Source organism: Gilliamella sp. LMG 34359 (assembly GCF_984569085.1).
Window position 1 is genome coordinate 2,856,696 of record NZ_OZ474906.1, and the last position, 22,862, is coordinate 2,879,557.

The window sequence follows — 22,862 nt, forward strand, 5'->3', positions numbered from 1 at the left end:
AACCTCTTTATTCATTTGCTAACTTGTAGGTTTGCTGATAAAGATGCGACATCTCAATAGCAATTTCTCTTAATGTCATTGTGTTCATCAAATGATCTTGAGCATGAACCATAATGATCTCCATCTCGATTTTAGTGCCGCTCGCATAGGATTGAAGTAATTCGGTTTGCGATTTATGTGCTTCTAAAATCTCTTGATTTGCCTCTTCAAGTAATTGCGTTGCTAGTTCAAATTCAGCTTCCCTCATTGCTTTAAATGCAAGGTGAATTTTGGTTTTAGCATTACCACTATGCAAAATAATATTGAAAGCGGTAATTTGAATATCCTCCGAGCTCATTATGTCAGTCATTGCTACGCTCCTTTTTCAATTAGTTGGATAAAAAGTGATTTAAACTGATTAAAATCTGAAATTTTTAACATCGCTTGTTGAATAGCCAAATCGTCAATTAAATTAACAATCGCTTTAGTCATCATCGCTAAGTTGGAATTTTGATAAATGGATGGTGAAATCATAAAAACAAACTTGATATCTTGATAATGTTCATCCCAAATTAAACCTTCAGGAATAACCGCAATAGCGATTTTAGCGATCTTACCTACTGGAATCGCCGGGTGTGGAACCACAATGGTTGGGCTAAAGATTATTTCACCAATAGCCTGCCTTTTTTCCATCTGTTTGTTCATCTCCTGCTTGAAGTTTTTTGCTTCATTGACAGATAATAAATTGAGTAAATGATCTATGACGGCTTGTTTAGTTGGCTTTTGTTGACACAAATAAAAATAATCGGCAGCAATTTCATCAAATAGTTGCGCAATATATTTTGCATGATTCTGTTTTTTATCATCAGATACCAGCGGTAAAGCATTTTTAGGTAATGAATTGGGAGATTGTCGATGAGAAAGATATCGACGAATTGCTTGCACATCTTCTTCACAAAAGAAGACTGATACATGAAACACGGGTACTTTAAACACCTTGGACGATAAATCAACTGAGGAAATAATAAAATCGATGTCATTTAACATCGCTGGCTCTATCTCATAATAACCACGTGTCGCTACAATTTTCACTCGCTCATCAAATTCACGTTCCACACGATTTTTAAGTAGTTGAGCACTACCCAATCCTGTTGCACAAATAATCAACACTTTAGCTTTTTGGTCATTTTTTAATTTTTCTAGGGATGCCAAAAAGTGTAGTGCCAAATATCCCCATTCATCATCATTAACGTCATAGTTATTTAAATTAGGTAGCTGATTAAAATAGTGTTTAACTAACCGAAAAACTTCAGCATATTGGTTTTTTATTTCATCTATTAGCGGATTTTCTAACTTTATATTCTGTTGCAAACGCACCAACATCGGCTTTAAGTGCTGAATTAATCCATTTTTTAACTGTTCATCGTGCCAAAAAGGATAGCCCGTTTCCTGTTGTATTTTCGCAAGTAAATTAGCTAATGAGCCACCAAGCTCCTCATCTAAATTATTTTGGATTAAATTCGATTTACTCATTAAATGTAGCGTAAGGTACATCTGCTCTTCTTTAGGAAAATGAAAACCAATTATTGATTCAATACGAGCAATGATTCGTTTGGCGACTTGGTATTCGAGGGTTGAATCAGTCGACAGGGGAAGATCAAGATTTTGTATCGAAAGCCCTGATTGTAAACGCTTAATGCTTAAAGACAGATGCAGCACAATATTTTGAATCATGACATCTGACAATTTGATATTGGCTTCACGGCATTCATCTAAAATGATGATAGTTAAGGTATCAAAACTAATCGCTTCACAAGTTTGGTTAAAATAGCTTAAGTGGTGTAAAAAATTAATCGACTCTTCATGAAAAAAGTAACTCATAATAAAATGACGTTTGGCTTTTTCCTCACCATCAACATAAATTAACGAATGACCCTTTTTAAGGGTAAGCTCATAAGATTGTAATTGCGACTTTATTTCTGCAATATCTTTATTTAATTGCGATGAACTAATAAAAAGCTGTTCGGATAACGTTTCAACATCAATTTTCTGACTTTCAAGTAATAATAAATTAAGAATATAGTGTTTTCGTTCACTCGCTTCCCGACATTGAGATTGCTCAATATTTTTATCTAATAAATGATGTTCAATTAAAAATAAATTAAAGCTAGTACGATCTAAAATTTCAAGTTGAAAACCATAACCTTGTTTACTAACAATATTGCCACCATTGCTTTCAATTAATGCTTTTAAATCCTTAAGATAAGTACGAACCGTACGATCTGATAACGATAATTCCGCAGCGAGTTCTTGACTACTTTTATAGCCATTTTTAGAACGAACTAATAAACTAATAAGTTCTCGTTGTTTTTGTTTTATCATTATCTACTACACCTTAACTATTAATGAAAATTATCCCAAAGGGTCAAGTCGTTAAAACATAAATCTCGTTTATGATGCGATTATTTATCTAACAACCGCATCACATTAAGAATGGTAGAACTGAAATTTTTTTATATTTTAATTGATATTGTCCTCAACTAATTTTGCTAATTGTTCAATACCTGATTGAATCGGAATATATGCCTGAAAAGGAATACTGACAACCGGTTTACCCACTTCATCGCCTAATGCTTTCAATTTATCAAACATCATCATAGTTTGTGGACTAACCAAAAACAGTGAGAAATCACTATTTTTAATCTTATTACTGCCTTCTGTTGCAGATACCGCATCAAGCTCAATCGCTATATTTTTGTTTGCAAAAAATTCAGTTACCTTTTTAGCCATAAGCGATGATGACATGCCTGCAGCACAAATAATTAACGCCTTTTTCATAACTTCTCCTAATGAATTTAAATCGTTATAAAGTTTCACCATTTGACTCAATGACTTTTTTATACCAAGCAAATGAATCTTTACGACTACGTTTTAAGGTTCCGTTGCCCTTATTGTCTTTATCGACATAGATAAAACCGTAACGTTTTTCCATTTCACCGGTACCGGCTGAAACTAAATCAATACAGCCCCAAGGGGTATATCCCATTAAATCAACGCCATCTTCTTCAACCGCTAACTTCATCTGTTTGATATGTTCACGTAGATATTCAATTCGATAACTATCATGAACACTACCATCTGCTTCAACTTTGTCATAAGCACCAAAACCATTTTCAACAATGAAAAGCGGCAAGCGATAGGTATCGGTAAGCCAATTTAATGTGTAACGCAAGCCTTCAGGGTCAATTTGCCAACCCCAATCGGATTTTTTGACATATTGGTTGCCGACTAAATCGGTTTTTTCATTATAATCATAATGATCATTACCCTTATTATGTCTAACTACATTCGACATATAATAGCTGAATCCAATATAATCAACCGTTCCTTTAGTTAATACTTCTAAGTCTTGCGGGGTAATATCGAGTTTGATATTTTTACGTTGCCAATATTTTTGAATGTAATTTGGGTATTTGCCATGAACATGCACATCAGTAAAGAAGTACTTACGTTCCATCACTTTTTGCGCCATTAAAATATCACTTGGTTTGCAAGTTTCAGGATAAATTGGCACTAAAGCAATCATACAGCCAATTTCAAAATCTGGATTAATCGCATGGCCAATTTGAACCGCTTTTGCGCTAGCTACTAATTCATAATGCGCAGCTTGATACATGATTTCTTCACGATTATCGCCTGGTTTATAATAAATACCTGAGTTAGTAAAAGGTGCAAAATCTTCATTAAAATTAGCTTGATTATTGATCTCATTGAAAGTCATCCAATATTTCACTTTACTTTTATAACGATCAAAACAGACCGCAGCAAAGCGAACAAAGAAATCAATTAGTTTGCGATTACGGAAGCCACCATATTCGGTAACTAAATAATAAGGTAGCTCAAAGTGTGAAAGGGTAACAACTGGCTCAATATTATATTTTAAACATTCATCAAAAAGATCATCATAAAACTTCAACCCCTCTTCATTTGGTTCAAGTTCATCACCTTTCGGAAAGATTCGCGTCCAAGCAATCGATGTTCGAAAACACTTAAACCCCATTTCAGCGAACAATTTAATATCTTCCTTATAGTGGTGATAAAAATCAATTGCCTCGTGATTAGGGTAGTACTCACCGGGAATAATACCTTCGGTGATTTTTCGATAACTTTTAGGCGACCCAACAGTCATCACATCAGCAACACTAGGCCCCTTACCACCAGCTTGCCAACCACCTTCCAATTGATGAGCGGCAACTGCTCCTCCCCATAAAAAACCTTTTGGTAAACCTTTATTATTCATAATCAAGTACCTATGTTTATTGACGATTCAAATTTAGTATAAAAGGAAAAATGAATAATTACTAACCAACTTTTTCCGTATTGATAAGGAAAAAATCGGCACAATACGGAAATCTTTCTTATAAAAAAGAGAGGATTGAGGAAGGGAAAAGCAAAAATTAGTTAATTAAATTGGAAAACAGTTAAATTGATAATTAATCCTTTAACTAATTAATTACCAATTTGTAAAATTCTAATAGTAATAAATTAACTATGCGCCTGTTCAGACAAGCGCATAGCTAATAGACCCTGAGCCATGGTTGCGCCTGCTCTTACTGAGGCAGAAATAGCAATCAGTTCAGCCAACTCTTCTGAATTAGCTCCGGCTTTTTTTACCCCTTTGACATGAACGTCAATACAATAAGCACATTGCGTGGTAAGTGCTATCGCTAATGCAATTAACTCTCTCGTTTTTGTTGGAATAACCCCATTAGTTCGCTTAATCGTTTGATGGTCAAAATCAATAAATGCTTGTGTCTCATTAGGCGCATACTTCAATAAAGACGTGAGATATTTAAAATCATCTCTTGATTGATAATTCCCCATATTATTCTCCCTTGTTAGTTTGTAGTTTATTAATCAAGTTTAAAAACCAGCATGCCGGACAACCTCGCAACAAAAAAAATGCGCAAATAACAAATAATAGTTTAACGAAAAGTGATAGTTGAAATACAAAGACACCTATAATCAACATTAGTGCGCTTAAACCTCTGATTAAATGTCGCGTTATTGAATTATGACAATACATATTACTCTCCTATATATGCTTTAAATATCAGCAATTTTTGGTGTTTTAATTTGTTGTTTTATAATTGTTCTAGCGCGGTGCAATCTACTTTTTACCGCTTCAACAGTGATCCCTAATTTGGCAGCAACCTCTGGAGATGAATATTCTTCAACATCTTTTAAAATAAATACTTGCCGATAAATTAATGGCAAAGCAGTAATTGCATTAATTAAGTCAATTTTTAGATCGATATTGGAATATGTTGCAGGTAAATCATCAAGTTGAAACTCGGCATTAATTTTATTCGCCTGCCTAATTCTAAATAATCGATAACATTCTCGTTCGACAATACGAAATAACCAACTAGTAAAAGTGGCTACCGTTTTTAACATTCCTATTTTTCGATATAACTGCCATAAGGCAATTTGCACAGCATCCTCAATATCTTCTGAAGTTGAGCATGTTCGTCGCGCGAATCGTTTAATATCGGGTTGACAAATCAACAATAACTTTTCAAGTGCTTGTTTATCGCCCTGACAAGCTAATTTGATTAGTTGTTCTTTGTTTTTGCCCATATTTTTTATCTCTATCTAATCTATTCAAAACAGAAACTTAAATTTAAATAAATTTAAAATAATTTTATTTATTGAATCACCTATTTATTAGAGGTTGGAAAAGTTAAAAAGGATTCAAACAAATTTATTAATTTTGTTGATGTGAGGATTTAATGATCAGATTGATTAAATAACTCAATATAATTTGCCAGCGAGTGATGGTTAACACCATGTTTAGTTGATAATTAAATCTAAATTAGCGACAAATAATCAAAATTTAAATTTTTCCGCTTTAATGATAAAATTTTTAATCTTCAACGACTAGTTACAGGAATATATCAAATCCTTCTGCATATTTAGTAGGAATAAACTCAATCACTTCATATTTGGCAATTTGATGAATATAGAATGGATCTTTCTGAATAATTGTCATAGCTTGGTCATAACTATCAGCACGACAAAGAATGACACCACCTATGCGCGGTACTTTACGTCCTGAGCTGATAAAATGACCTGATTGATAATAACGCTTCAAATAATCGATATGTTGTGGTAAATGTTTTTCAACTTCGTTAATAGGTTTAAGATAAGTAAGAGAAAAAATAAACATTTCATTCCTTGATTTTTGTCTAAATAAGCCAACTTTAAATGTTGGCTTAGATTTTAGACTAAGTGACTAATACTTTTAATACTAGCACTATCACATATTAAAACAAAGTTTGATTACTATTTGTGGCGTTATTTTGTCACCCATTTACCATCTTCACCTTTGCGATACACTTTTTCAACTGCCGCCCAAGCCACTCGAAAAGCGACTTGTTCCGGATTACTGTTATCGCGTCGTTTTTTGGGATCTTGATACTCTTTTATGGCGCTATTAAAAGCCTCTTTAAAAATATCTTGAGCATGAGCAGGTAAAACATGTCGCACTGATTCTGGTAGGTCATCTCGTGTTTGATAAGGCATATCACATTCCCCTTTAAATTAATCATTCAATATGGATAATTCTAACGGTCATTGCGAACTTTACTTTAAAAACAACTGAACTTGAATTTAGTCTGATTTTACGGGAAATACAAGAACTATTAGGCAATAATTTGTCATTTAGATATAAAAGTGAATAAAGCGATGATAAATTACATCGCTTTATTGGTGATTTAGTTACTTATTCACATCAACCACAAAACGACCTTTAATTTTACCGGCGATCATTTCAGCGGCAACATCGGTACATTCATTTAAGGTGATGGTGTTAGCTATATGCGAATATAGCTGTTCATCCATGTTTTGCGCAATTAGTTGCCAAGCCGCAATCCGTTTATCATAACTAGCCATTACACTATCAACACCGGCTAATGTTACTCCGCGTAAAATAAATGGTGCAACCGTGGCCGGTAAATCCATACCCTGAGCAAGACCACAGCAGGCGACAATACCACCATATTGGGTTTGAGCACAAATATTGGCTAAAGTGTAAGAACCTACCACATCGATCGCTGCTGACCATAACTCTTTTTGTAATGGTCGATTAGGCTCTTTCAAAGATTGACCATTAATAATTTCAACAGCACCGAGTTTATGCAGATAATCTTCATCAGTCACTTTCCCCGTAGAAGCGGTTACCTGATAGCCTAATTTACTCAGTAGCGCAACCGCAACCGAACCAACACCACCTGTTGCACCAGTAACTAAAACCTTACCATCTTCTGGTTTAACACCAAAATCAACAATACGCTTAACACATAAAGCTGCCGTATATCCCGCAGTACCGATAATCATCGATTGATAAGGGGTAAGATTTTTGGGTAAAGGAATTAACCAATCCGCTTTCAAATAGGCATATTGAGCATAACATCCCCAATGCGTTTCACCACATCCCCAACCATTCAAGATAACTAAATCACCGGCTTGATAACGACCATTTTGACATTCAATAACGCTACCTACTCCGTCAATTCCGGGAACCATTGGCCATTGTCTAACAATAGGACTTTTATTAGTCAATGCTAACGCATCTTTGTAATTGATACTTGAATATTGAATTTGAACTAAAGTATCACCTTGTTGTTGTAATAATTGTTGTTTGGTTAAGTTTTTTAATGAATGTGAAAACCCATTAACCTCATCTTTTTCTAAAATAAGAGCCTTGAATGACATATATAATATTCCCTATTGTTCAATGGATATTTAACCGATTAACGATCGCTGAACTGAATTGGTTAGGATGCCAGTTAACTAATGTAATCATTATTAATAGACGGTCGGTCTAAAAAATTATAGACCGATCGTCTAGTTAAAAGCAATAAATTATCTAAAGGTGATGATAAAAAAATAAAAATTTAAATAAATTAAATTGATAGTTACTTTTTACTGACCATATTGATGAAGGTATTTATGAATAGATCTAAAGGATCAGATTTTTTCACCAATTTACTGCGCGTTACAGCACCTTCCCAGCCTAACCAAAAGAACGCTGCTAATAATTTACAATCTATATCTGAACCAATTTCATTTAGATTTTTGGCTAGCAAAAGACAATTTTCAATTTTTACCTGCCAATTTTGTAAAACCTGTTCAAGCAACACGGCATACCCTTCGGGTAATAAGGATTCCTCTTGTATTAACACACCAATTAAACATCCACGATTATAATCATATTTTGCCATACCTTGCTTTGCATCTTCATAAAAGGCGATAATTCTTGCCAAGGGGGATTTAATCGACGCATTAGTTAAATGTTTATCTAATTTATGAGCAAAAAAACTGTCATAGCTGGCAATAATCGTTTTGCCAAACTCTTCTTTACTTTTAAAGTAATAATAAAATGACCCTTTAGGTACACCAACTTGCTTTAAAATACTTTCAATATTCGACGAGATATATCCATAAGTGGTCATCAACTCTACCCCACTACGGATCAATGCCGCTCTTGTCTCATTACCTTTTTTGGAAAGTGTTGACGCAGAAATATTAACTGGCATAAGATTCCACAATATTGTTTGAATATAAATAATTTATTATTTAGTCATGATAAATAGTCAAATCAACAAATGCAATAATTTGCGGTTAATCAGGTTGTTCAATTAATAAAAAAGCCTGATAGTTATCAGGCTAAATAGTAAAGCTTCGCCAGTTTAGGCATAAGACCGAATTATTGTGTTTTTCGGCGTTTTACTTTTTCGGAAACTGCACCAATAAAGACAACATCACTAGATGAATTAAGTGCGGTTTCAACCGAGTCTTGAATAACGCCAATCGCAATACCGATACCAATAACTTTTGCTGAAATTTCGTTAGGTATACCAAACATACTACAAGCTACTGGAATAAGTAGTAACGAACCACCAGCAATACCCGATGCACCACAAGCACAAACACTGGCAACAATACACAGTAACACCGCAGAAAGAATATCAATACTCATTCCCATCGAGTAAACTGTCGCTAAGGTTAAAACGGTAATAGTAACTGCCGCGCCAGACATATTGATGGTCGCGCCTAATGGTACCGCCACCGAATAAGTATCTTCATCCATTTTTAATTTTCGACAAATTTCCATGTTAACTGGAATATTGGCAGCCGAACTTCGAGTGAAAAAGGCTGGAATAGCACTCTCTTTTAATGAGGTAAAGACTAATGGATATGGATTTTTACGCATTACTAAAAATGCTAATAGTGGATTAATAATTAATGCGACTATCAACATACATGAAACTAACACGACCAATAAATGCGCATACTTAGCAAGCTCACCAAAACCAGTTTCAGCCAATGTAGAAGCAACTAAACCAAATACCCCAATTGGCGCAAAACGAATAATAATTTTAACAATAAATGAAATAGCCAAAGAGAGATCGTTCATCATCGTTTTGGTGGTTTCGCTTGAGTGCCTTAACGCAATCCCAATACCTACCCCCCAAATAATAAGGCCGATATAGTTAGCATTAACCAGCGCATTGATCGGATTGTCTATCATCCTATCTAATAACGTTTTTAATACTTCAATTACACTACCCGGCGGGGTTAATTTACTTTTATCAATTGAATCCCCCAACGAAATTTGTGAAGGAAAAATAAAACTGGCTACTGTTGCCAATAATGCAGCCAACATCATACCGGCAAAATAAAGTGCAAGTAATTCACTCATATTGGCACGTTTGCCATGTTGATGATTGGAAATTGAAGCAATAACTAAAATGAGGACTAAAATTGGTGCTACTGATTTTAAGGCATTAATAAAAAGTGCCCCAATAAAAGACATATCTAATGCTGCTTCTCTGGAAATTGCTGCTAACGCAATCCCTAAGAGTAAACCTAAAACAATTTGAGGTATTAATCCTACTTTAAAATAAAAACGAACCAAAGGGTTAGTTGAATGAGCCATGAAGTTTCCTTATAGAACAATATAACGGCTAAACATTACCATAAATAAATCTAAAAACTATAAAAAAATTATTATGATAACTATTTTTTATATGGCATTATTCAATTATTAAGATTAATTATTCTTTTAATTAAGGATATTGGTTTGCTGACATAACTCGGTCAATTATGTAGATAAGCGATACTAATTCTTATAATTTTTTAAGCAATGCTAATTGGATATAATTAATTCTAGGTTTTTACAAAAATATCCGCTGACGGTATAGGCTTGTTGATAATTTTACAAAAATAACAATTACCCAGTTTTAAAAAAGTCAGTTGTATCGTGTTCCCCCTTTTATTGCTACCTATTTTAACCAATGGTTGAACTAACCTTAAGAAACCACACTCTTGTTAGATACTTTTATGCCTGCTTTATTTAATAGAACTTTTTCTTTAATTATTTTGTAGGAAAAATTTAATTCGGGCTGATTTAATATAGTTAACACGAGGTTTTACTGAAAAATATCCGCTGAAGGTATAAACTTCTCGATTATTTTTACAGCAGGTAACAATAAACGATTATAAAAAGTATTGTTGATTAGGATGGTTGTATCTACCTATTCTTCCTTAGTAAGTAGGGGTAAAAAATAGGTAGATAAATAGTAGTTATAATGTTTTAACCTGCGTTGATAAACGTTTTATAATGCCTCTCTGACCAATGTAGCAATTTTTTCAACTTTAGGTCCATAAATTACTTGTACATGAGTATCACTGTTTATTACTACACCAAGTGCACCCGTTGTTTTTAATACCTCTTGATCGATAATTGATACTTTTTTAAGATCCACACGTAATCTGGTTAGGCAATTATTTACCACCTCTATATTCTCTTTACCACCTAACGCATTAATAATCCTCACTTCTAATGAATTTTCATCAGCGGTTAGTTTATCGTTGGTATTTGCGTTATTAGCGGTATCTAAAAATTCATCACTGGTGTCAATTGAGATTTTTTTACGGCTTAAATACCATTTGAAAACATAATAATAAATTGGGGCATAAAAGATTCCAACAACAATTTCCATGTACCATTTAGAGTTTTCAACTAAAACACCATAAAGAATGAAATCAATAAATCCTCCACTGGTATTACCAATACCGACATCGAATGCACTCATTAAAAAGAAGCCTAAACCAGCCATAAAAGCATGAAATAAATATAAGATCGGGGCGATAAAGAGGAATGAAAACTCTAATGGTTCAGTAATACCTGTTACAAATGCCGCAGCTGCGCCAGCAATCATTAGTGCTTTAACTTTAGTTTTTTTCTCATGTGGCGTTGTTTTATAAATCGCATATGCAGCAGCAGGTAAGCCATACATCATAAATGGCATTTTTCCTTGACCAAGATAACGAGTAAACGGTTTTAATTGTTCAATATCAACATGCCCAAAATAGTGCATAAACACATTTAATGTTCCATCAATACCACCTAATGAACCACCGACAACCGTTGTTCTAAATAATTGATTGATAATATGATGTAACCCAGTAGGAATCAGTAATCTTTCTAGAAAACCAAACAAAAATACCCCAACTCCACCTAATGCGCTAATAGATGTTCCGATTACTTCTATACCGGCCGCGATTGGTCCCCAAATCAATGGCATAATTTGCCCTAAAATTGAAGTCCAAAAGATAACAGCGATTGAAACAAATCGTTTGCCACCAAAAAAAGCAATAGCTACTGGAAATTGAATTTTATAAAATTTATTATGCAAGTAAGCACTAATAACACCGGTTATCATCCCTGCTACCGCACCCATTTGTAGAGTATTTTCTATGCCGAGGATATTCGCTAATATTGACTTATCGATATCAACTAAACCTGACTTAATCATTATTGAGGCACTAAATAACATCATATAGTACCCCATAAAGCCGGCTAAAGCGGCAATTTCTTTCTCTTGTTTAGCTAAACCAAATGAAACTGAAATTGAAAACATAACAGGGATTAGTTCAAAAGCCTTACCTGATATGAAACGAATTGTCGTGATAATATAAATGGCAATATCACTTTTTAGAAATGGTAATAGATCTTGTATTTGTGCCCTTAATAATGCCGCAGATAGACCTAAAAGTAATCCAGTCAAGGCTAAAATGGCAATAGGTAAAAGTAAACTACGACCAAAATCAGAAAAGAAATCCATAATCTTTAATCTGCTAAATTTTTGCATCTTTTGCTCCTAAGATAATACGTCTTGGCTTCCAATATAAATAGAGGGGAGTTGGCTCCCCCAATTGTTATTTGAGTTCTGGCCAATAGTCTTTATTAGCCTCAATTAAGGCATCAAGAATGATTCTGGCTTTTTTGGCATCGTTTACTGTGCGATTGATCGTTAATGATTCAAGCGCTTTTTGGTAGGAACCTTCATAATAGGCATCAATAGCAAGTTTTTCGGAAGCAAGTTGATTTTCTAATAATCCTTTATAGAAAGTAGGAATATTACCTACACGCATTGGTTTTGGTCCATTACTGCCCAATTCGGCAACAACTTCAACCATTCCGTCATCCGGTAGATTATTAATTGCACCATAGTTCTCAACAATGATAATAAATCGATCGTTTTTGTTATATGCAATTGACATTGCTACCTCAATCATAAATTCAGCATGGGCATCTTCATGAATATTGATATAACCCTTTGTCGTACCAGCATTAATAATCACTTTACACTCTTCAAAAACTCGTTTTTCACGACTTGCCATCACTTCATTGGCGCGCGTAAAATTCGGATCTAAATGCTTGGCTTTATAATCAGGATAAAGATAATATTGGTTATATGTATTAGGTAGATAATCCGGAAAATCTTCCATAAGCTGTTTAACCATGCCATAAGTTTCCAGCCATGATTTATCTCGTTGCTCAGCATCTTGAGGTAAAAATCCTCGTTCAGCAATTAACGCTCTTAATTTAGGTAATAGATCTTCACCGGTTTTCTTATTATAAATATGAGTAAACCAACCATAGTGATTAAGACCAAAGTAAACGGGATCAAGCTCTTTAAAATGACAACCTAATAAACGGCTACATGAACGCACAACATTTTCCGGTTGGTCACAAATATTAAGAATTTTTTTATCATTCGGAAATTCACGGCGTAAAGCTTCAGCAACAATTGCTGCCGGATTTGAGTAGTTGAGTATCCAAGCATTAGGGGGAATACTGACGTATATCATAAATCGCTTTTATCATCTCTTTAGTTGAACGCAAACCATAAGCAAAACCACCTGGACCACAAGTCTCTTGACCAATTATTCCATGTTGCAAAGGGATTTTTTCATCCAGTTCACGCATTTTATAACCACCAACACGCATCTGCATAAAAACAAAATCCATATCTTGATATGCCTCGGCAATATCAGTGGTATAATGAAATATCGCTTCAGGATATAACTCTTTAAATAAAATTTTACCAAATTCTCCAATTACCGATTGACGTTCAGCATCAATATCAAATAAAACCAGTTTACCTAAAGGGAATTGCTCCTTCATACGGCAAAATGATTTCAAAAAACCTGGAGTAAAAGTACTACCGCCACCAACGATAACTAAATTATATTTTTTCATGTTAATTCCTTTTTTTGAATTAGATTAATGTGTTACAACAAATACACTATAAAGAGAGGAAAATTGCGAAAATATAAGATGACCAATGATTTGTGATCTTTATCACATTGTGATTATTTTTGACTTATTTAATATGGTTAGTATTATTTACATATGTTAAATTTAATTATTAAATATTAACAAGTTAACATTTTTTATTGGTATGAAAGTTGTATATTTAAAAATTGCTGAAAAGATTCGTAATCAAATTAATGACAACTATTACCCAATTAATAGCTTCTTACCAAGTGAAAAAAAACTGGCTAAGGAGTATCAGGTTTGTTCATCCACTATTCGCCGAGCATTAAAACAACTAATAGATGAAAAAGTGATAGAAGCCAAACAGGGGAAAGGATATTTAGTTATAAAAAAAACCAATTATAAAAATAGACCTTTAACCGGCTTTTATAAGGTAATGGAAAATGCCGGTGAGAAGAATATTATCAATCTAGTCACTCAATTTGCCGTAATTTCCGCTAATAAAGATATAGCTGATAAGCTTAATATTCCTCTTAATAGCCAAGTTTATGCTATTCAACGATTGCGCTTACTTAACGATATGCCAATTTTATTAGAAAATAGCTTTTTAGCTGTTAGTTTATTACCTCATTTGACTATCTCGCATCTTGAAAAATCAAAATTTAGGTATATTAGAGAAGAATGTAACATCCCTATATTAGACGGTTATCGGACTTTTTTGCCTTATTTAGCTGATGAAGAGGTAGCAAATTTGCTTAAAGTGGCAGTTGAGCAACCATTGTTACTCATGAAAACCACGGTGTTTTCAGAAAATAATCAACCTATTGAATATTCTGAACAATTCCTAGTTACCGAACGTTATAATACTCAGCATTATTTTAAAGCATAGTTAACATTTACTATTAGCTCTCATCATTAAAACGTAATATAAAATGATGATTATTTTTTTCACAACAATATGAGGTGATTGAGTAATTGATGCCTAAACCTTGTTTATTCGTTACCAATAAAATCTGCTGCTGAAGTAATTTTCCTTTATCAATATTCAAAGCATTGGCTGTAATTGAATCTGCAATACAAGGAGTAAAATATAGAAAACTATTAATATCAGCTAATGATATATATTTTTTTATTATCTCAAAAGTAGGGTGAAGCACATCATCATAACAAAGTTCAGGGAAAAACTTTACCGGTAAAAAACTTTCTTGAATTTGTTGTGGTTGATTATCAAAATAGACAAGCCTTTGGACATAATAAGCCCTATCATTAATAGACAAATTGAGTTTATGAGCAATGATAGCCGGGATAGTAACTAACTGATAATGCAATATTTTAATAGTAATATTGTCATTATTTGCTGTATAAGCTTCTATAAAAAGGTTAGTCGTTGGGCTGGGTTTATTTTTAACAAAACACCCTTTTCCTTGATAGCTAATAACAATATCTTGCTCTATTAATTGCTTAATTACTTTTCGCAAGGTTGATCTGGCTACATTAAATTGTAATGATAATGCATTTTCAGTGGGTAAACGGTCACCAATAGCGTATTGACGATTAATTAAATCACAAAGTTTTTTATAGACTAAATCAACTTTCATTATCTCTTTTCTAAATATGACGTTCTAATCAAAGTATATCGCTGCAAAACTACAATATCAAATCTAATACGATGATAATTATCGTTTATAATATCTTAAATAATATAGCTATTTTCTCTCAATGGTTAGATAAGAAAACAGTAATCAATTCAAATTAGAGTCTAGTTTTATTAAAGTTAATTTACTAATCCATGTTTTCCCCCTCCTAATTATAATATTAGCTGATTATCAAAAAGTTGAATTTAGGGAAAATCAATAAAATTAAAAATCGCATGGATGAAGTGACCCCCAATAGTTGGACAACCAATTACTGAGGGTCTTTTTATGTCAAAATATAGTCGAGATTTAAAAATTATCATAGCTAATGAATTCTTATCAGGAGAATCATCGAAAATTCTTTCAAAAAAATATGCGATATCTTCTCGTCAGATTCGGTATTGGTCCCAAGTGGTTGCGATTCATGGTGATAACGCCTTTCAACCAACACCTCATTTACGTCATGCCGAAGCAAGATTACAAGCATTAAAATTAATGTGGACAAATAATTGGTCTCTCGGGCACACTAGTGCTATGCTTAATTTAAGTTCCCCCGGGCTTCTATTTGTTTGGCTTGATAGATATCATAAAAAAGGTTTCCGAGGGCTTGAATATCGTTCCAGAGGAAGACCATGTATGAAGCACCCCCGTATTGAACCAACTCACAGTGATGATGAAAAAACAATTGAAGCATTAAAAGAGGAAATTGCTTATCTACGAGCAGAAATTGCTGTTCTAAAAAAGTTCGAAGAGCTGAAGCAAGCAAAACGTCAACAAACAAAGAAAAAACGTTAGTTGTTTTAGCTCTTAAATATCAGTATTCTTTAAAACATTTGCTATCAGCAACAAAACTGGCAAAAAGTGTTTTTTATTATCATGTTAATAGGTTGAAAACCCCGTCTGCTTATGAAAATGAGTTAAAACGTATAGAATCGATTTACCATGAACATAAAGGGCGTTATGGTTATCGCCGAATTCATTTAGCGTTGATAAATGAAGGCATTAAGCTCAATCATAAAACGGTACAACGCTTAATGGGTCAGCTTAATCTCAAATCGACAGTAAGACCTAAAAAATATCGTTCTTATCGTGGAGAGACTGGTAAAACAGCCGCTAATTATCTTAAAAGAGATTTTGAATCATCGAGACCAAATGAAAAATGGGTAACGGATGTCACAGAATTTAAGGTAAATGAACAGAAAATTTACCTATCGCCCATTATCGATTTATATAATCAAGAAGTAATCGCTTATAAAGTGGCTAAAAATGCACGTTTGACCTTGGTGACAGATATGCTTCAAAAAGGGATATCACGCTTAAAACAGTGTGAAAAACCGTTACTACATAGTGACCAAGGCTGGCAATATAGAAATTGCCATTATCAGAAGCTACTAGCTAATAATGGCATCAAACAAAGTATGTCCAGAAAAGGAAATTGTTTAGATAATGCGGTAGCTGAAAACTTTTTTGGTCTATTAAAATCAGAAATGTACCATGGACAATGCTTTCAAGATGCAGATGAATTGATTGAAAAAATAGAAGAATATATAGAATACTACAACACCAAACGGATTAAAGCCAAATTAAAAGGCCTGACTCCGGTTGAATTTCGAAATCAGGCCTTACAAGCCGCTTAATAAAAGTGTCCAACTTTATGGGGTCACTTCATGGAATTGCCTTATTTTTTATGGGGATTGCCTTCTAAAACAGCAGAAATTACTCGATAGTTGTTTTGAGATATTGGGTATCGCTCGCTCATTAAGCCCTAACAGATGTTCTTATGATAATGTCGTTGTTAAAGTAACATTTAAGACAATTAAAACTGAATTTGTTAAAAATGAGATATTCACCAATACTAATGAACTACGATAATAAACTAAAACCGTGAACTAAGACACGGTTTTTCTGCTTATACATATTGGAGCAACAATAATCGGCTGCATTCATTATTAGATTATTTGGCACCGATGGCATTGAAATAAACGTTATCCTTTAATTTTATTGTATGAAAAAGGGTAGACATTCCAAATCCCACTTTAAAATAAAAACAAAGAGTTAGGTGAATGAGCCATAAAATTTGCTTAAAGAACAATATAACGGCTAAACATCACCATAAATAAATCTAGAAACTATAAAAAAATTATTATGATAACTATTTTTTTATGGCATTATTCAGTTATTAAGATTAATTATTCTCTTAATTAAGAGTATTTGATAAACCAAATAGTGATGACAAATAGATAAAGAAAGTGGAAGTACAGTTTTTTGAAGAGGAAAAATTTTATTAAAATAACAACTATATGTAATTACTAATTTTATTATTAATTTGGGCACATAGTTTAACGTATATTTTTATATTTAAATTTAACAGTATTTTAATTATTACTAATAATTTTTATTTGCATAGTTTTAATAAAATTAAACTGACTTTAACGTGTGCCCAACCATAATAAATAATAATTTAATCATAAGCCAATTTATTTGCTTATTTCCAGCTCGATTAACATTATTAAAATATGAATAATTTTAATATGTATTTCTTGAATTCTATCTGCATAACCATGGTGAGGAATTCTAATCTCTATATCAGCATAAGAAGACATTAATCCACCACCATTACCCGTTAATGCAATAATCTTTAAACCTTTTTCTTTTGCTGTTTTCATCGCCTCAATAATGTTTATTGAATTACCAGATCCTGAAAAACATACAAGTACATTTCCTTCTTGACCAATGCCTTCAATGTATCTAGAAAAGATATAGTTATAACCAAAATCATTAGCCACGCAGGATATATGGCTCACATCAGAAATTGCAATAGCTGGATAAGCAGATCTATTTTCACGATATCTACCAGTTAATTCTTCAGCAAAATGCATTGCGTCACAATGAGATCCTCCATTACCACACGATAAAACTTTCTTTTTTGATTTAAATGCATTAGCGACTACCAAAGCAGCTTCTTCAACTAAAAGTAACTTTGTGTCATTATTCATAAATGTATTTAGAACAACAGATGATTGTTCCAATTCAGCTTTTATTTTTTCAATATACATCTTTTCAACTACCTTATTTTGTATTTTGGTAACTTTTCTCAAATGGATAAACTTAACCTAATTTAGTAAGTAAGAATTCATTATTTCCCAAGCTTTTTTAATGTCGGTATCGTAGTTAAACAAACCGGAAGATCCTAATATTAATGATTCAGCGCCAGCATTTAATAATTTATTAAAGGTTTTATGGCTACATCCGCCATCTATTGAAATTACATAGTTTAAATTGTTATTGTCTTTATACTCTTTAAACTCTTTTATTTTAAATAGCATATTTTCAATAAACGGTTGTCCTGCAAATCCAGGATCTACTGTCATAATTGTTATGAAATCAGCATAATTTATATAGTATTTAGCTAATTCTAACGAGGAGTTGGGATTAAAGACTAAGCCGCATTTCAAACCATGTTTTTTTATTTTTTCAATTATACGAAAAGCACATCCCTCCAAAGTTTCAACTTGTAAAGATATAATATTGGCGCCTCTCGCCTCCAACTCATCGATATAATTAATCGGGTCAGTTACCATTAAATGGCAATCAATTGGTTTTTCTACTATTTTTTTTACTTCACTAACAAAAAAAGGACTTAATGTTAGATTGGGCACAAAATGTCCATCCATTATATCAACATGATAGTAATCAATTCTTTCATCTAAAAAAGTCAATTGTTCTGTAAATTTTGTTAAATCCATGCACATTAATGATGGTGCTATCATTATTTTTTTATTGTTCATCAACTACAAACCTCACTCTATAGTAAACATAAAAATTTGAATTAACGTAAACTAGCAAGTAGTGAAAAAAATAATTTAGGTGTTTGTTTCAAATTTTTAAAAAATTTACGCTTTAACTGTAGAAATACTCTTATTAATAATCAGTTTACACAAAAGAATTATTAATTAATTGTTTACGCACATTACTTTACAAGTAAACTCTTTACCTTCTTTTATGATATAAAACATATCTTTCAATTTTTTGAGATTTACTTTATGAGAAATTAAATCATCTACTTTTAATCTTCCTTCATATATTGCCTGTGCAGCTTCAGACCATTCATCGTGAGGATATTTTTTATAAACAGAATTAAATGTTCCTTTTAAAGTAGCTTCTTTACGCATAAAACTATCGTAAGTTTTTCTAGTAATAGTGATATTTTCATGGGGATTTCCCAATATAATAACTTTTCCCATAATTGCACATGACATCAAGGTATTATTAATTCCATCACTAAATCCTGTACCTTCTATACATACATTTCCGCCTATACCGTTGGTATGCTCCATTATCCATTTAATAGGATCTTCTGTTTTTGAATTGCAAACATATTTGAAACCTAGCGATGAACAGAAATCTATTTTCCTTTGATCAATATCAATTAAAAAAACTTTATTAGCTCCATACAAATATGCCCATCGAGCAATCATAATACCTATCGGACCGGCACCATAAATAACCACATTATCATTGAGATCTAAATGAGCATTTCTTATAGCATGCAAAGCGACAGCTGCCGGTTCTATCATTGCTGATGCAACGACATCAGCATCATCTTCTAAAAAAATTAAGTTAAATGTTGGAACAACAACATATTCAGAGAAAGCACCGTCTCGTCTTGAACCAAAATAACTATAATTAGTACATCTTGCATAATATTTTTCGGCACAAAAGGTGCAATTATTGCAAGGGATTAATGGAAATATAGCTACTTTCTTTCCTATAATAGAGCTATCTACACCATCCCCTACTTTTTCTATCACACCAGAAAACTCATGCCCTAACACTAAAGGAAAGTGGTAGGCACCCGTTGTAAATGTTCTTGGAATATCCGAACCACATATTCCCGCCGCCTTAATTTTTACCAAAACTTCTTGAGCGTTAGGATTTGGTATGGACCGGTCCTGATATTCCAATTGACCGAGCGCTGTTAAAGCTAATACTTCCATAAATTTCTCCTCGATAAATTCTTATTTGATAACGTTCAAAATATTTGTATAAAAACCGACAATCCCTACAATAAAAATTATTAATATCATGGTATTAGGTTTTATTTTTTTATTAACCATGTGTAAAACGCCTAATGTTAGTAATAATGGGATTAAACAAGGAATTAAAGTATTAAGTAGCTCTTGGAAAGAGATGGTGATTTTACCAACTTCAATTTTTAAAGGGGTATAAACCGCTACTCTAGATGCTGCCATTCCACCAACAACCATCAAACCGATTAAACCAAACATATCTGTTAGCTTATCCATCATTCCTTTTTTGAGGATATCTAAAATAAATGATTTACCCTTCCTATATCCAATGAAAAACATATTCAGACTAATGACAATCATTATCACTTTATAGAAAATCTCAAATAAAATGGGGCCTAGAACATTACCTTCAACAGCCATATTACAGGCAACGGCGGCTAGAATTGAGTATATGATTGCTTGAAGAGTATCTCCTATACCTGCGACAGGTCCCATAAGGCCTGATCGAATTGAAGCAATTGACTCAGGAGATACATCACCATCTTTCGCCCTCGCTTCCTCCATAGCTACAGTTATTCCGGTGATCCCCAAACCACAAAAGGAAGGTTCGGTGTTAAAGAAGGTTAAGTATTTTTTTAATTCTTCACATTGTTTGTTTTTATCATTAGGATACAATTTTCTTACAACTGGCACCATTGCATTTGCTTGACCTAACGCTTGTAATCGCTCATAGTTATATGCCGCTTCTGAACTAAAATTCAAAGCCCATGTTTTTAATAATTCTTTTTTGGTTAAAATAGTTTGGTTACTCATAATATTATCCTTTAATTTGCCAAAATATTGACGACATTGAGAGTGCCCTATTTAGTTCTCTCTTTTTGTAGTGAGCATATTTATAATAAAAGCAGCAATAGCAGCAAAAATAGCTAATCCCATAATATCTATTTTCAGATAGGCAACCACAAAAAATCCTAAGAAGAAATAAGGCATTAAGTGTTTTTTGCCCAAGAATGAAACCAACATTGCAATACCTAATGCAGGCATGATGCCACCAACAACTTCAAATGCGGATACTAGATGGTTAGGTATGTGTTTTAAAAAATCTTGCATATATTCCGCGCCAAAATAAACAAGAATAAATGCAGGAAAACCATTTAAGATTAGGGCTACAAAAAATGAGGGAACATAATTCATCATCCTCATACCAGTAATATTCCCCCTATTTAAAAAGGCCTCAGCTTTATTTACCCATATTGCATTAATACTCATAGATACTTGCCAAGAAAGAATGCCTAATAATGAGAATGGTAATGCGAAAACAACAGCTGTAGATGGATTTGCTTTACTCAAGATTGTCATAGCCGTACCAAAAACTGAGGCTACTGGTAAATTACCCGGCATAGTACCGCCAACAGTCATCCAACCTAAATAAGCTAAGTTGATGTATGCTGCGGCCTTCATACCTTCTATAGGTTCACCTAAAGCTAATGCAACTAAAAAACCTGATACAATTGGATACATCCATGTTCTGGTAATCAAATGACTAAACCACCAACAACTGAAAGTTGCAATTAAACACACTAATATTGCAGAAACGAACATAAATCCTCCTGATGATTATTTAATAATAGATGAAAGATTAACCGCTTTATCGCTAGGTATAGCTTGAATTTCAATACAAATTCCCGATTGCATTAGAGTTTTAAAGGAAGCAATTTCTTCTTCTGAAGCTGCTAAATTTCTATAAAAGTTTTTACGTAGATTACTTACGCCCATACCACCTAAAATTATATTTTTTAAAGGAATATTATTTTGTACAAGCTTTAATAATGGATTCGGCCCCTTAGTTAATATTAAATATTTCTCATTATCTGCATCTGTTGATAAAGTAGTTATAGCCGAACTCACATCGACAACTTTCAGGCTGATTCCTTTTGGTACTGACATTTCTAAAACAGAAACCATAAAATCATCATTAACTAAATCATCATCAATTATTAAAATTGTTGTAGTTTCTACATGTTTAATCCAACGAGTCATTACTTGTCCATGTATCAACCTGTCATCAATTCTTATTAAACTAATTTCACTCATTTGCTAACCTCTGCTGTTTAAAAAAATTTAATTGAGCTTTCTACTACCGACATTAAAGCTTCTTTCATTTCGTTAATCGTTGAATAAGCGCCTTTTTCCAAGGATAAAAATAATAAAATGGGAAGATTAACCCCTGTGATTATTAGGATGTTGTCATTGTTTCTTTTGCTTAAACAAGCCGCATTAAAAGGAGTACCGCCTAAGATATCTACGCAAACTACAAATTCAGTATTTTTATTATTAACTATGATTTCATCTATTTGGCTAGTCACCTTCTCAATCGTATCTCCGAGTTGAACTGAAATACCAAATGTATCTATTAATGTTCCTGAAAATAATTCACATGTTTTAATCAGATTATTAACAAAATCACCGTGAGTAATAATTATGGTTTTAATCTTTTTCATTTAATTCTCCAAAAGCATATTGCTCACTCAAAAGTTTATATATTTAAATGATTATGTAAACTTTAATATTCTGCTTTTGAGATCA

At 32.9% G+C, this 22,862-nt stretch carries 23 protein-coding genes and 1 pseudogene; 3 read left to right on the plus strand and 21 right to left on the minus strand.

What is annotated here, in order from left to right; translation table 11 throughout:
* Window positions 1-7: 7 nt before the first annotated feature.
* The 13 genes and pseudogenes from AC5LXV_RS13070 to AC5LXV_RS13130 form a co-directional block, all read right to left on the minus strand.
* A complete protein-coding gene (locus tag AC5LXV_RS13070) occupies window positions 8-349 on the minus strand; it encodes a PTS cellobiose transporter subunit IIA (RefSeq protein ID WP_110433014.1) in 342 nt (113 codons plus the stop codon).
* Window positions 350-351: 2 nt separating this feature from the next.
* Window positions 352-2,361 (minus strand): BglG family transcription antiterminator, encoded by a 2,010-nt coding sequence (locus AC5LXV_RS13075; protein WP_493466711.1) that lies wholly within the window; start codon window positions 2,359-2,361, stop codon window positions 352-354.
* A gap of 138 nt (window positions 2,362-2,499) precedes the next feature.
* On the minus strand, window positions 2,500-2,817 hold the full coding sequence (locus AC5LXV_RS13080; protein ID WP_110423304.1) for a PTS cellobiose transporter subunit IIB: 318 nt from the start codon (window positions 2,815-2,817) through the stop codon (window positions 2,500-2,502).
* A 25-nt stretch (window positions 2,818-2,842) separates the two neighbouring features.
* Window positions 2,843-4,279: a 6-phospho-beta-glucosidase gene (locus AC5LXV_RS13085; RefSeq protein ID WP_110433012.1), complete on the minus strand. Its 1,437-nt coding sequence runs from the start codon at window positions 4,277-4,279 to the stop codon at window positions 2,843-2,845.
* Window positions 4,280-4,524: 245 nt separating this feature from the next.
* Window positions 4,525-4,863, minus strand: coding sequence for a carboxymuconolactone decarboxylase family protein (locus AC5LXV_RS13090; RefSeq protein WP_493466712.1), 339 nt, complete (start codon window positions 4,861-4,863; stop codon window positions 4,525-4,527).
* Between the two features lie 222 nt (window positions 4,864-5,085).
* Window positions 5,086-5,619: an RNA polymerase sigma factor gene (locus AC5LXV_RS13095; protein WP_110433009.1), complete on the minus strand. Its 534-nt coding sequence runs from the start codon at window positions 5,617-5,619 to the stop codon at window positions 5,086-5,088.
* A gap of 304 nt (window positions 5,620-5,923) precedes the next feature.
* A complete protein-coding gene (locus AC5LXV_RS13100) occupies window positions 5,924-6,208 on the minus strand; it encodes a YciI family protein (RefSeq protein WP_493466713.1) in 285 nt (94 codons plus the stop codon).
* A gap of 128 nt (window positions 6,209-6,336) precedes the next feature.
* Window positions 6,337-6,564: a ChaB family protein gene (locus tag AC5LXV_RS13105; RefSeq protein WP_034882497.1), complete on the minus strand. Its 228-nt coding sequence runs from the start codon at window positions 6,562-6,564 to the stop codon at window positions 6,337-6,339.
* A gap of 195 nt (window positions 6,565-6,759) precedes the next feature.
* The gene (gene acuI, locus AC5LXV_RS13110; RefSeq protein WP_493466714.1) at window positions 6,760-7,755 is read right to left on the minus strand and encodes an acrylyl-CoA reductase (NADPH); all 996 of its coding nucleotides are present in this window, start codon (window positions 7,753-7,755) and stop codon (window positions 6,760-6,762) included.
* Between the two features lie 203 nt (window positions 7,756-7,958).
* Window positions 7,959-8,579 (minus strand): acrylate utilization transcriptional regulator AcuR, encoded by a 621-nt coding sequence (gene acuR / locus AC5LXV_RS13115; RefSeq protein WP_493466715.1) that lies wholly within the window; start codon window positions 8,577-8,579, stop codon window positions 7,959-7,961.
* A 170-nt stretch (window positions 8,580-8,749) separates the two neighbouring features.
* The gene (gene sstT, locus AC5LXV_RS13120) at window positions 8,750-9,982 is read right to left on the minus strand and encodes a serine/threonine transporter SstT (RefSeq protein WP_493466716.1); all 1,233 of its coding nucleotides are present in this window, start codon (window positions 9,980-9,982) and stop codon (window positions 8,750-8,752) included.
* A 679-nt stretch (window positions 9,983-10,661) separates the two neighbouring features.
* Complete coding sequence (locus tag AC5LXV_RS13125) at window positions 10,662-12,200, minus strand: PTS transporter subunit EIIC (protein ID WP_493466717.1); 1,539 nt, start codon at window positions 12,198-12,200, stop codon at window positions 10,662-10,664.
* A 67-nt stretch (window positions 12,201-12,267) separates the two neighbouring features.
* Window positions 12,268-13,594: pseudogene (locus tag AC5LXV_RS13130) on the minus strand (6-phospho-alpha-glucosidase).
* 202 nt (window positions 13,595-13,796) lie between these two features.
* Here AC5LXV_RS13130 and AC5LXV_RS13135 point away from each other — a divergent pair.
* Window positions 13,797-14,501 carry a GntR family transcriptional regulator gene (locus AC5LXV_RS13135; RefSeq protein ID WP_493466718.1) on the plus strand — a complete coding sequence of 235 codons (705 nt, stop codon included), beginning with the start codon at window positions 13,797-13,799 and terminating at the stop codon, window positions 14,499-14,501.
* A gap of 13 nt (window positions 14,502-14,514) precedes the next feature.
* Here AC5LXV_RS13135 and AC5LXV_RS13140 read toward each other — a convergent pair whose 3' ends face one another.
* Window positions 14,515-15,210, minus strand: coding sequence for a GntR family transcriptional regulator (locus AC5LXV_RS13140; RefSeq protein WP_493466719.1), 696 nt, complete (start codon window positions 15,208-15,210; stop codon window positions 14,515-14,517).
* 324 nt (window positions 15,211-15,534) lie between these two features.
* On the opposite strand from AC5LXV_RS13140, the gene AC5LXV_RS13145 reads away from it, so the two are divergent.
* Entirely contained in the window at window positions 15,535-16,041 is a 507-nt protein-coding gene (locus AC5LXV_RS13145; RefSeq protein WP_493466720.1) for a helix-turn-helix domain-containing protein, read from the plus strand.
* Window positions 15,939-16,883 carry an IS3 family transposase gene (locus AC5LXV_RS13150; protein ID WP_493468003.1) on the plus strand — a complete coding sequence of 315 codons (945 nt, stop codon included), beginning with the start codon at window positions 15,939-15,941 and terminating at the stop codon, window positions 16,881-16,883. Before AC5LXV_RS13145 ends, AC5LXV_RS13150 begins: the two co-directional genes overlap by 103 nt.
* Window positions 16,884-17,723: 840 nt before the next feature.
* Here the strand turns inward: AC5LXV_RS13150 and lpcA are convergent.
* The 7 genes from lpcA to AC5LXV_RS13185 all read right to left on the minus strand — a co-directional run bounded on the left by lpcA (window position 17,724) and on the right by AC5LXV_RS13185 (window position 22,777).
* A complete protein-coding gene (gene lpcA / locus AC5LXV_RS13155; protein ID WP_493466721.1) occupies window positions 17,724-18,302 on the minus strand; it encodes a D-sedoheptulose 7-phosphate isomerase in 579 nt (192 codons plus the stop codon).
* 57 nt (window positions 18,303-18,359) lie between these two features.
* Entirely contained in the window at window positions 18,360-19,019 is a 660-nt protein-coding gene (gene alsE / locus AC5LXV_RS13160; RefSeq protein WP_110423303.1) for a D-allulose 6-phosphate 3-epimerase, read from the minus strand.
* 180 nt (window positions 19,020-19,199) lie between these two features.
* The gene (locus tag AC5LXV_RS13165; RefSeq protein WP_493466722.1) at window positions 19,200-20,243 is read right to left on the minus strand and encodes a galactitol-1-phosphate 5-dehydrogenase; all 1,044 of its coding nucleotides are present in this window, start codon (window positions 20,241-20,243) and stop codon (window positions 19,200-19,202) included.
* A gap of 21 nt (window positions 20,244-20,264) precedes the next feature.
* The gene (locus AC5LXV_RS13170; protein ID WP_493466723.1) at window positions 20,265-21,089 is read right to left on the minus strand and encodes a PTS system mannose/fructose/sorbose family transporter subunit IID; all 825 of its coding nucleotides are present in this window, start codon (window positions 21,087-21,089) and stop codon (window positions 20,265-20,267) included.
* 51 nt (window positions 21,090-21,140) lie between these two features.
* Window positions 21,141-21,878 carry a PTS mannose/fructose/sorbose/N-acetylgalactosamine transporter subunit IIC gene (locus AC5LXV_RS13175; protein WP_110422957.1) on the minus strand — a complete coding sequence of 246 codons (738 nt, stop codon included), beginning with the start codon at window positions 21,876-21,878 and terminating at the stop codon, window positions 21,141-21,143.
* A gap of 15 nt (window positions 21,879-21,893) precedes the next feature.
* Window positions 21,894-22,370, minus strand: a complete 477-nt coding sequence (locus AC5LXV_RS13180) for a PTS sugar transporter subunit IIB (RefSeq protein WP_493466724.1) — start codon at window positions 22,368-22,370, stop codon at window positions 21,894-21,896.
* A gap of 17 nt (window positions 22,371-22,387) precedes the next feature.
* Complete coding sequence (locus AC5LXV_RS13185) at window positions 22,388-22,777, minus strand: PTS sugar transporter subunit IIA (protein ID WP_493451227.1); 390 nt, start codon at window positions 22,775-22,777, stop codon at window positions 22,388-22,390.
* Between the last annotated feature and the right edge of the window lie 85 nt (window positions 22,778-22,862).

Coding starts and splice junctions, on each gene's coding strand:
- AC5LXV_RS13090 (WP_493466712.1), bottom strand. CDS start 4,863: ATGGGGAATTATCAATCAAGAGATGATTTTAAATATCTCACGTCTTTA.
- AC5LXV_RS13180 (WP_493466724.1), bottom strand. CDS start 22,370: ATGAGTGAAATTAGTTTAATAAGAATTGATGACAGGTTGATACATGGA.
- AC5LXV_RS13165 (WP_493466722.1), bottom strand. CDS start 20,243: ATGGAAGTATTAGCTTTAACAGCGCTCGGTCAATTGGAATATCAGGAC.
- AC5LXV_RS13125 (WP_493466717.1), bottom strand. CDS start 12,200: ATGCAAAAATTTAGCAGATTAAAGATTATGGATTTCTTTTCTGATTTT.
- AC5LXV_RS13105 (WP_034882497.1), bottom strand. CDS start 6,564: ATGCCTTATCAAACACGAGATGACCTACCAGAATCAGTGCGACATGTT.
- AC5LXV_RS13085 (WP_110433012.1), bottom strand. CDS start 4,279: ATGAATAATAAAGGTTTACCAAAAGGTTTTTTATGGGGAGGAGCAGTT.
- sstT (WP_493466716.1), bottom strand. CDS start 9,982: ATGGCTCATTCAACTAACCCTTTGGTTCGTTTTTATTTTAAAGTAGGA.
- AC5LXV_RS13175 (WP_110422957.1), bottom strand. CDS start 21,878: ATGTTCGTTTCTGCAATATTAGTGTGTTTAATTGCAACTTTCAGTTGT.
- AC5LXV_RS13170 (WP_493466723.1), bottom strand. CDS start 21,089: ATGAGTAACCAAACTATTTTAACCAAAAAAGAATTATTAAAAACATGG.
- AC5LXV_RS13100 (WP_493466713.1), bottom strand. CDS start 6,208: ATGTTTATTTTTTCTCTTACTTATCTTAAACCTATTAACGAAGTTGAA.
- AC5LXV_RS13070 (WP_110433014.1), bottom strand. CDS start 349: ATGACTGACATAATGAGCTCGGAGGATATTCAAATTACCGCTTTCAAT.
- AC5LXV_RS13075 (WP_493466711.1), bottom strand. CDS start 2,361: ATGATAAAACAAAAACAACGAGAACTTATTAGTTTATTAGTTCGTTCT.
- AC5LXV_RS13080 (WP_110423304.1), bottom strand. CDS start 2,817: ATGAAAAAGGCGTTAATTATTTGTGCTGCAGGCATGTCATCATCGCTT.
- lpcA (WP_493466721.1), bottom strand. CDS start 18,302: ATGTATATTGAAAAAATAAAAGCTGAATTGGAACAATCATCTGTTGTT.
- AC5LXV_RS13145 (WP_493466720.1), top strand. CDS start 15,535: ATGTCAAAATATAGTCGAGATTTAAAAATTATCATAGCTAATGAATTC.
- AC5LXV_RS13095 (WP_110433009.1), bottom strand. CDS start 5,619: ATGGGCAAAAACAAAGAACAACTAATCAAATTAGCTTGTCAGGGCGAT.
- AC5LXV_RS13140 (WP_493466719.1), bottom strand. CDS start 15,210: ATGAAAGTTGATTTAGTCTATAAAAAACTTTGTGATTTAATTAATCGT.
- AC5LXV_RS13185 (WP_493451227.1), bottom strand. CDS start 22,777: ATGAAAAAGATTAAAACCATAATTATTACTCACGGTGATTTTGTTAAT.
- acuI (WP_493466714.1), bottom strand. CDS start 7,755: ATGTCATTCAAGGCTCTTATTTTAGAAAAAGATGAGGTTAATGGGTTT.
- acuR (WP_493466715.1), bottom strand. CDS start 8,579: ATGCCAGTTAATATTTCTGCGTCAACACTTTCCAAAAAAGGTAATGAG.
- AC5LXV_RS13135 (WP_493466718.1), top strand. CDS start 13,797: ATGAAAGTTGTATATTTAAAAATTGCTGAAAAGATTCGTAATCAAATT.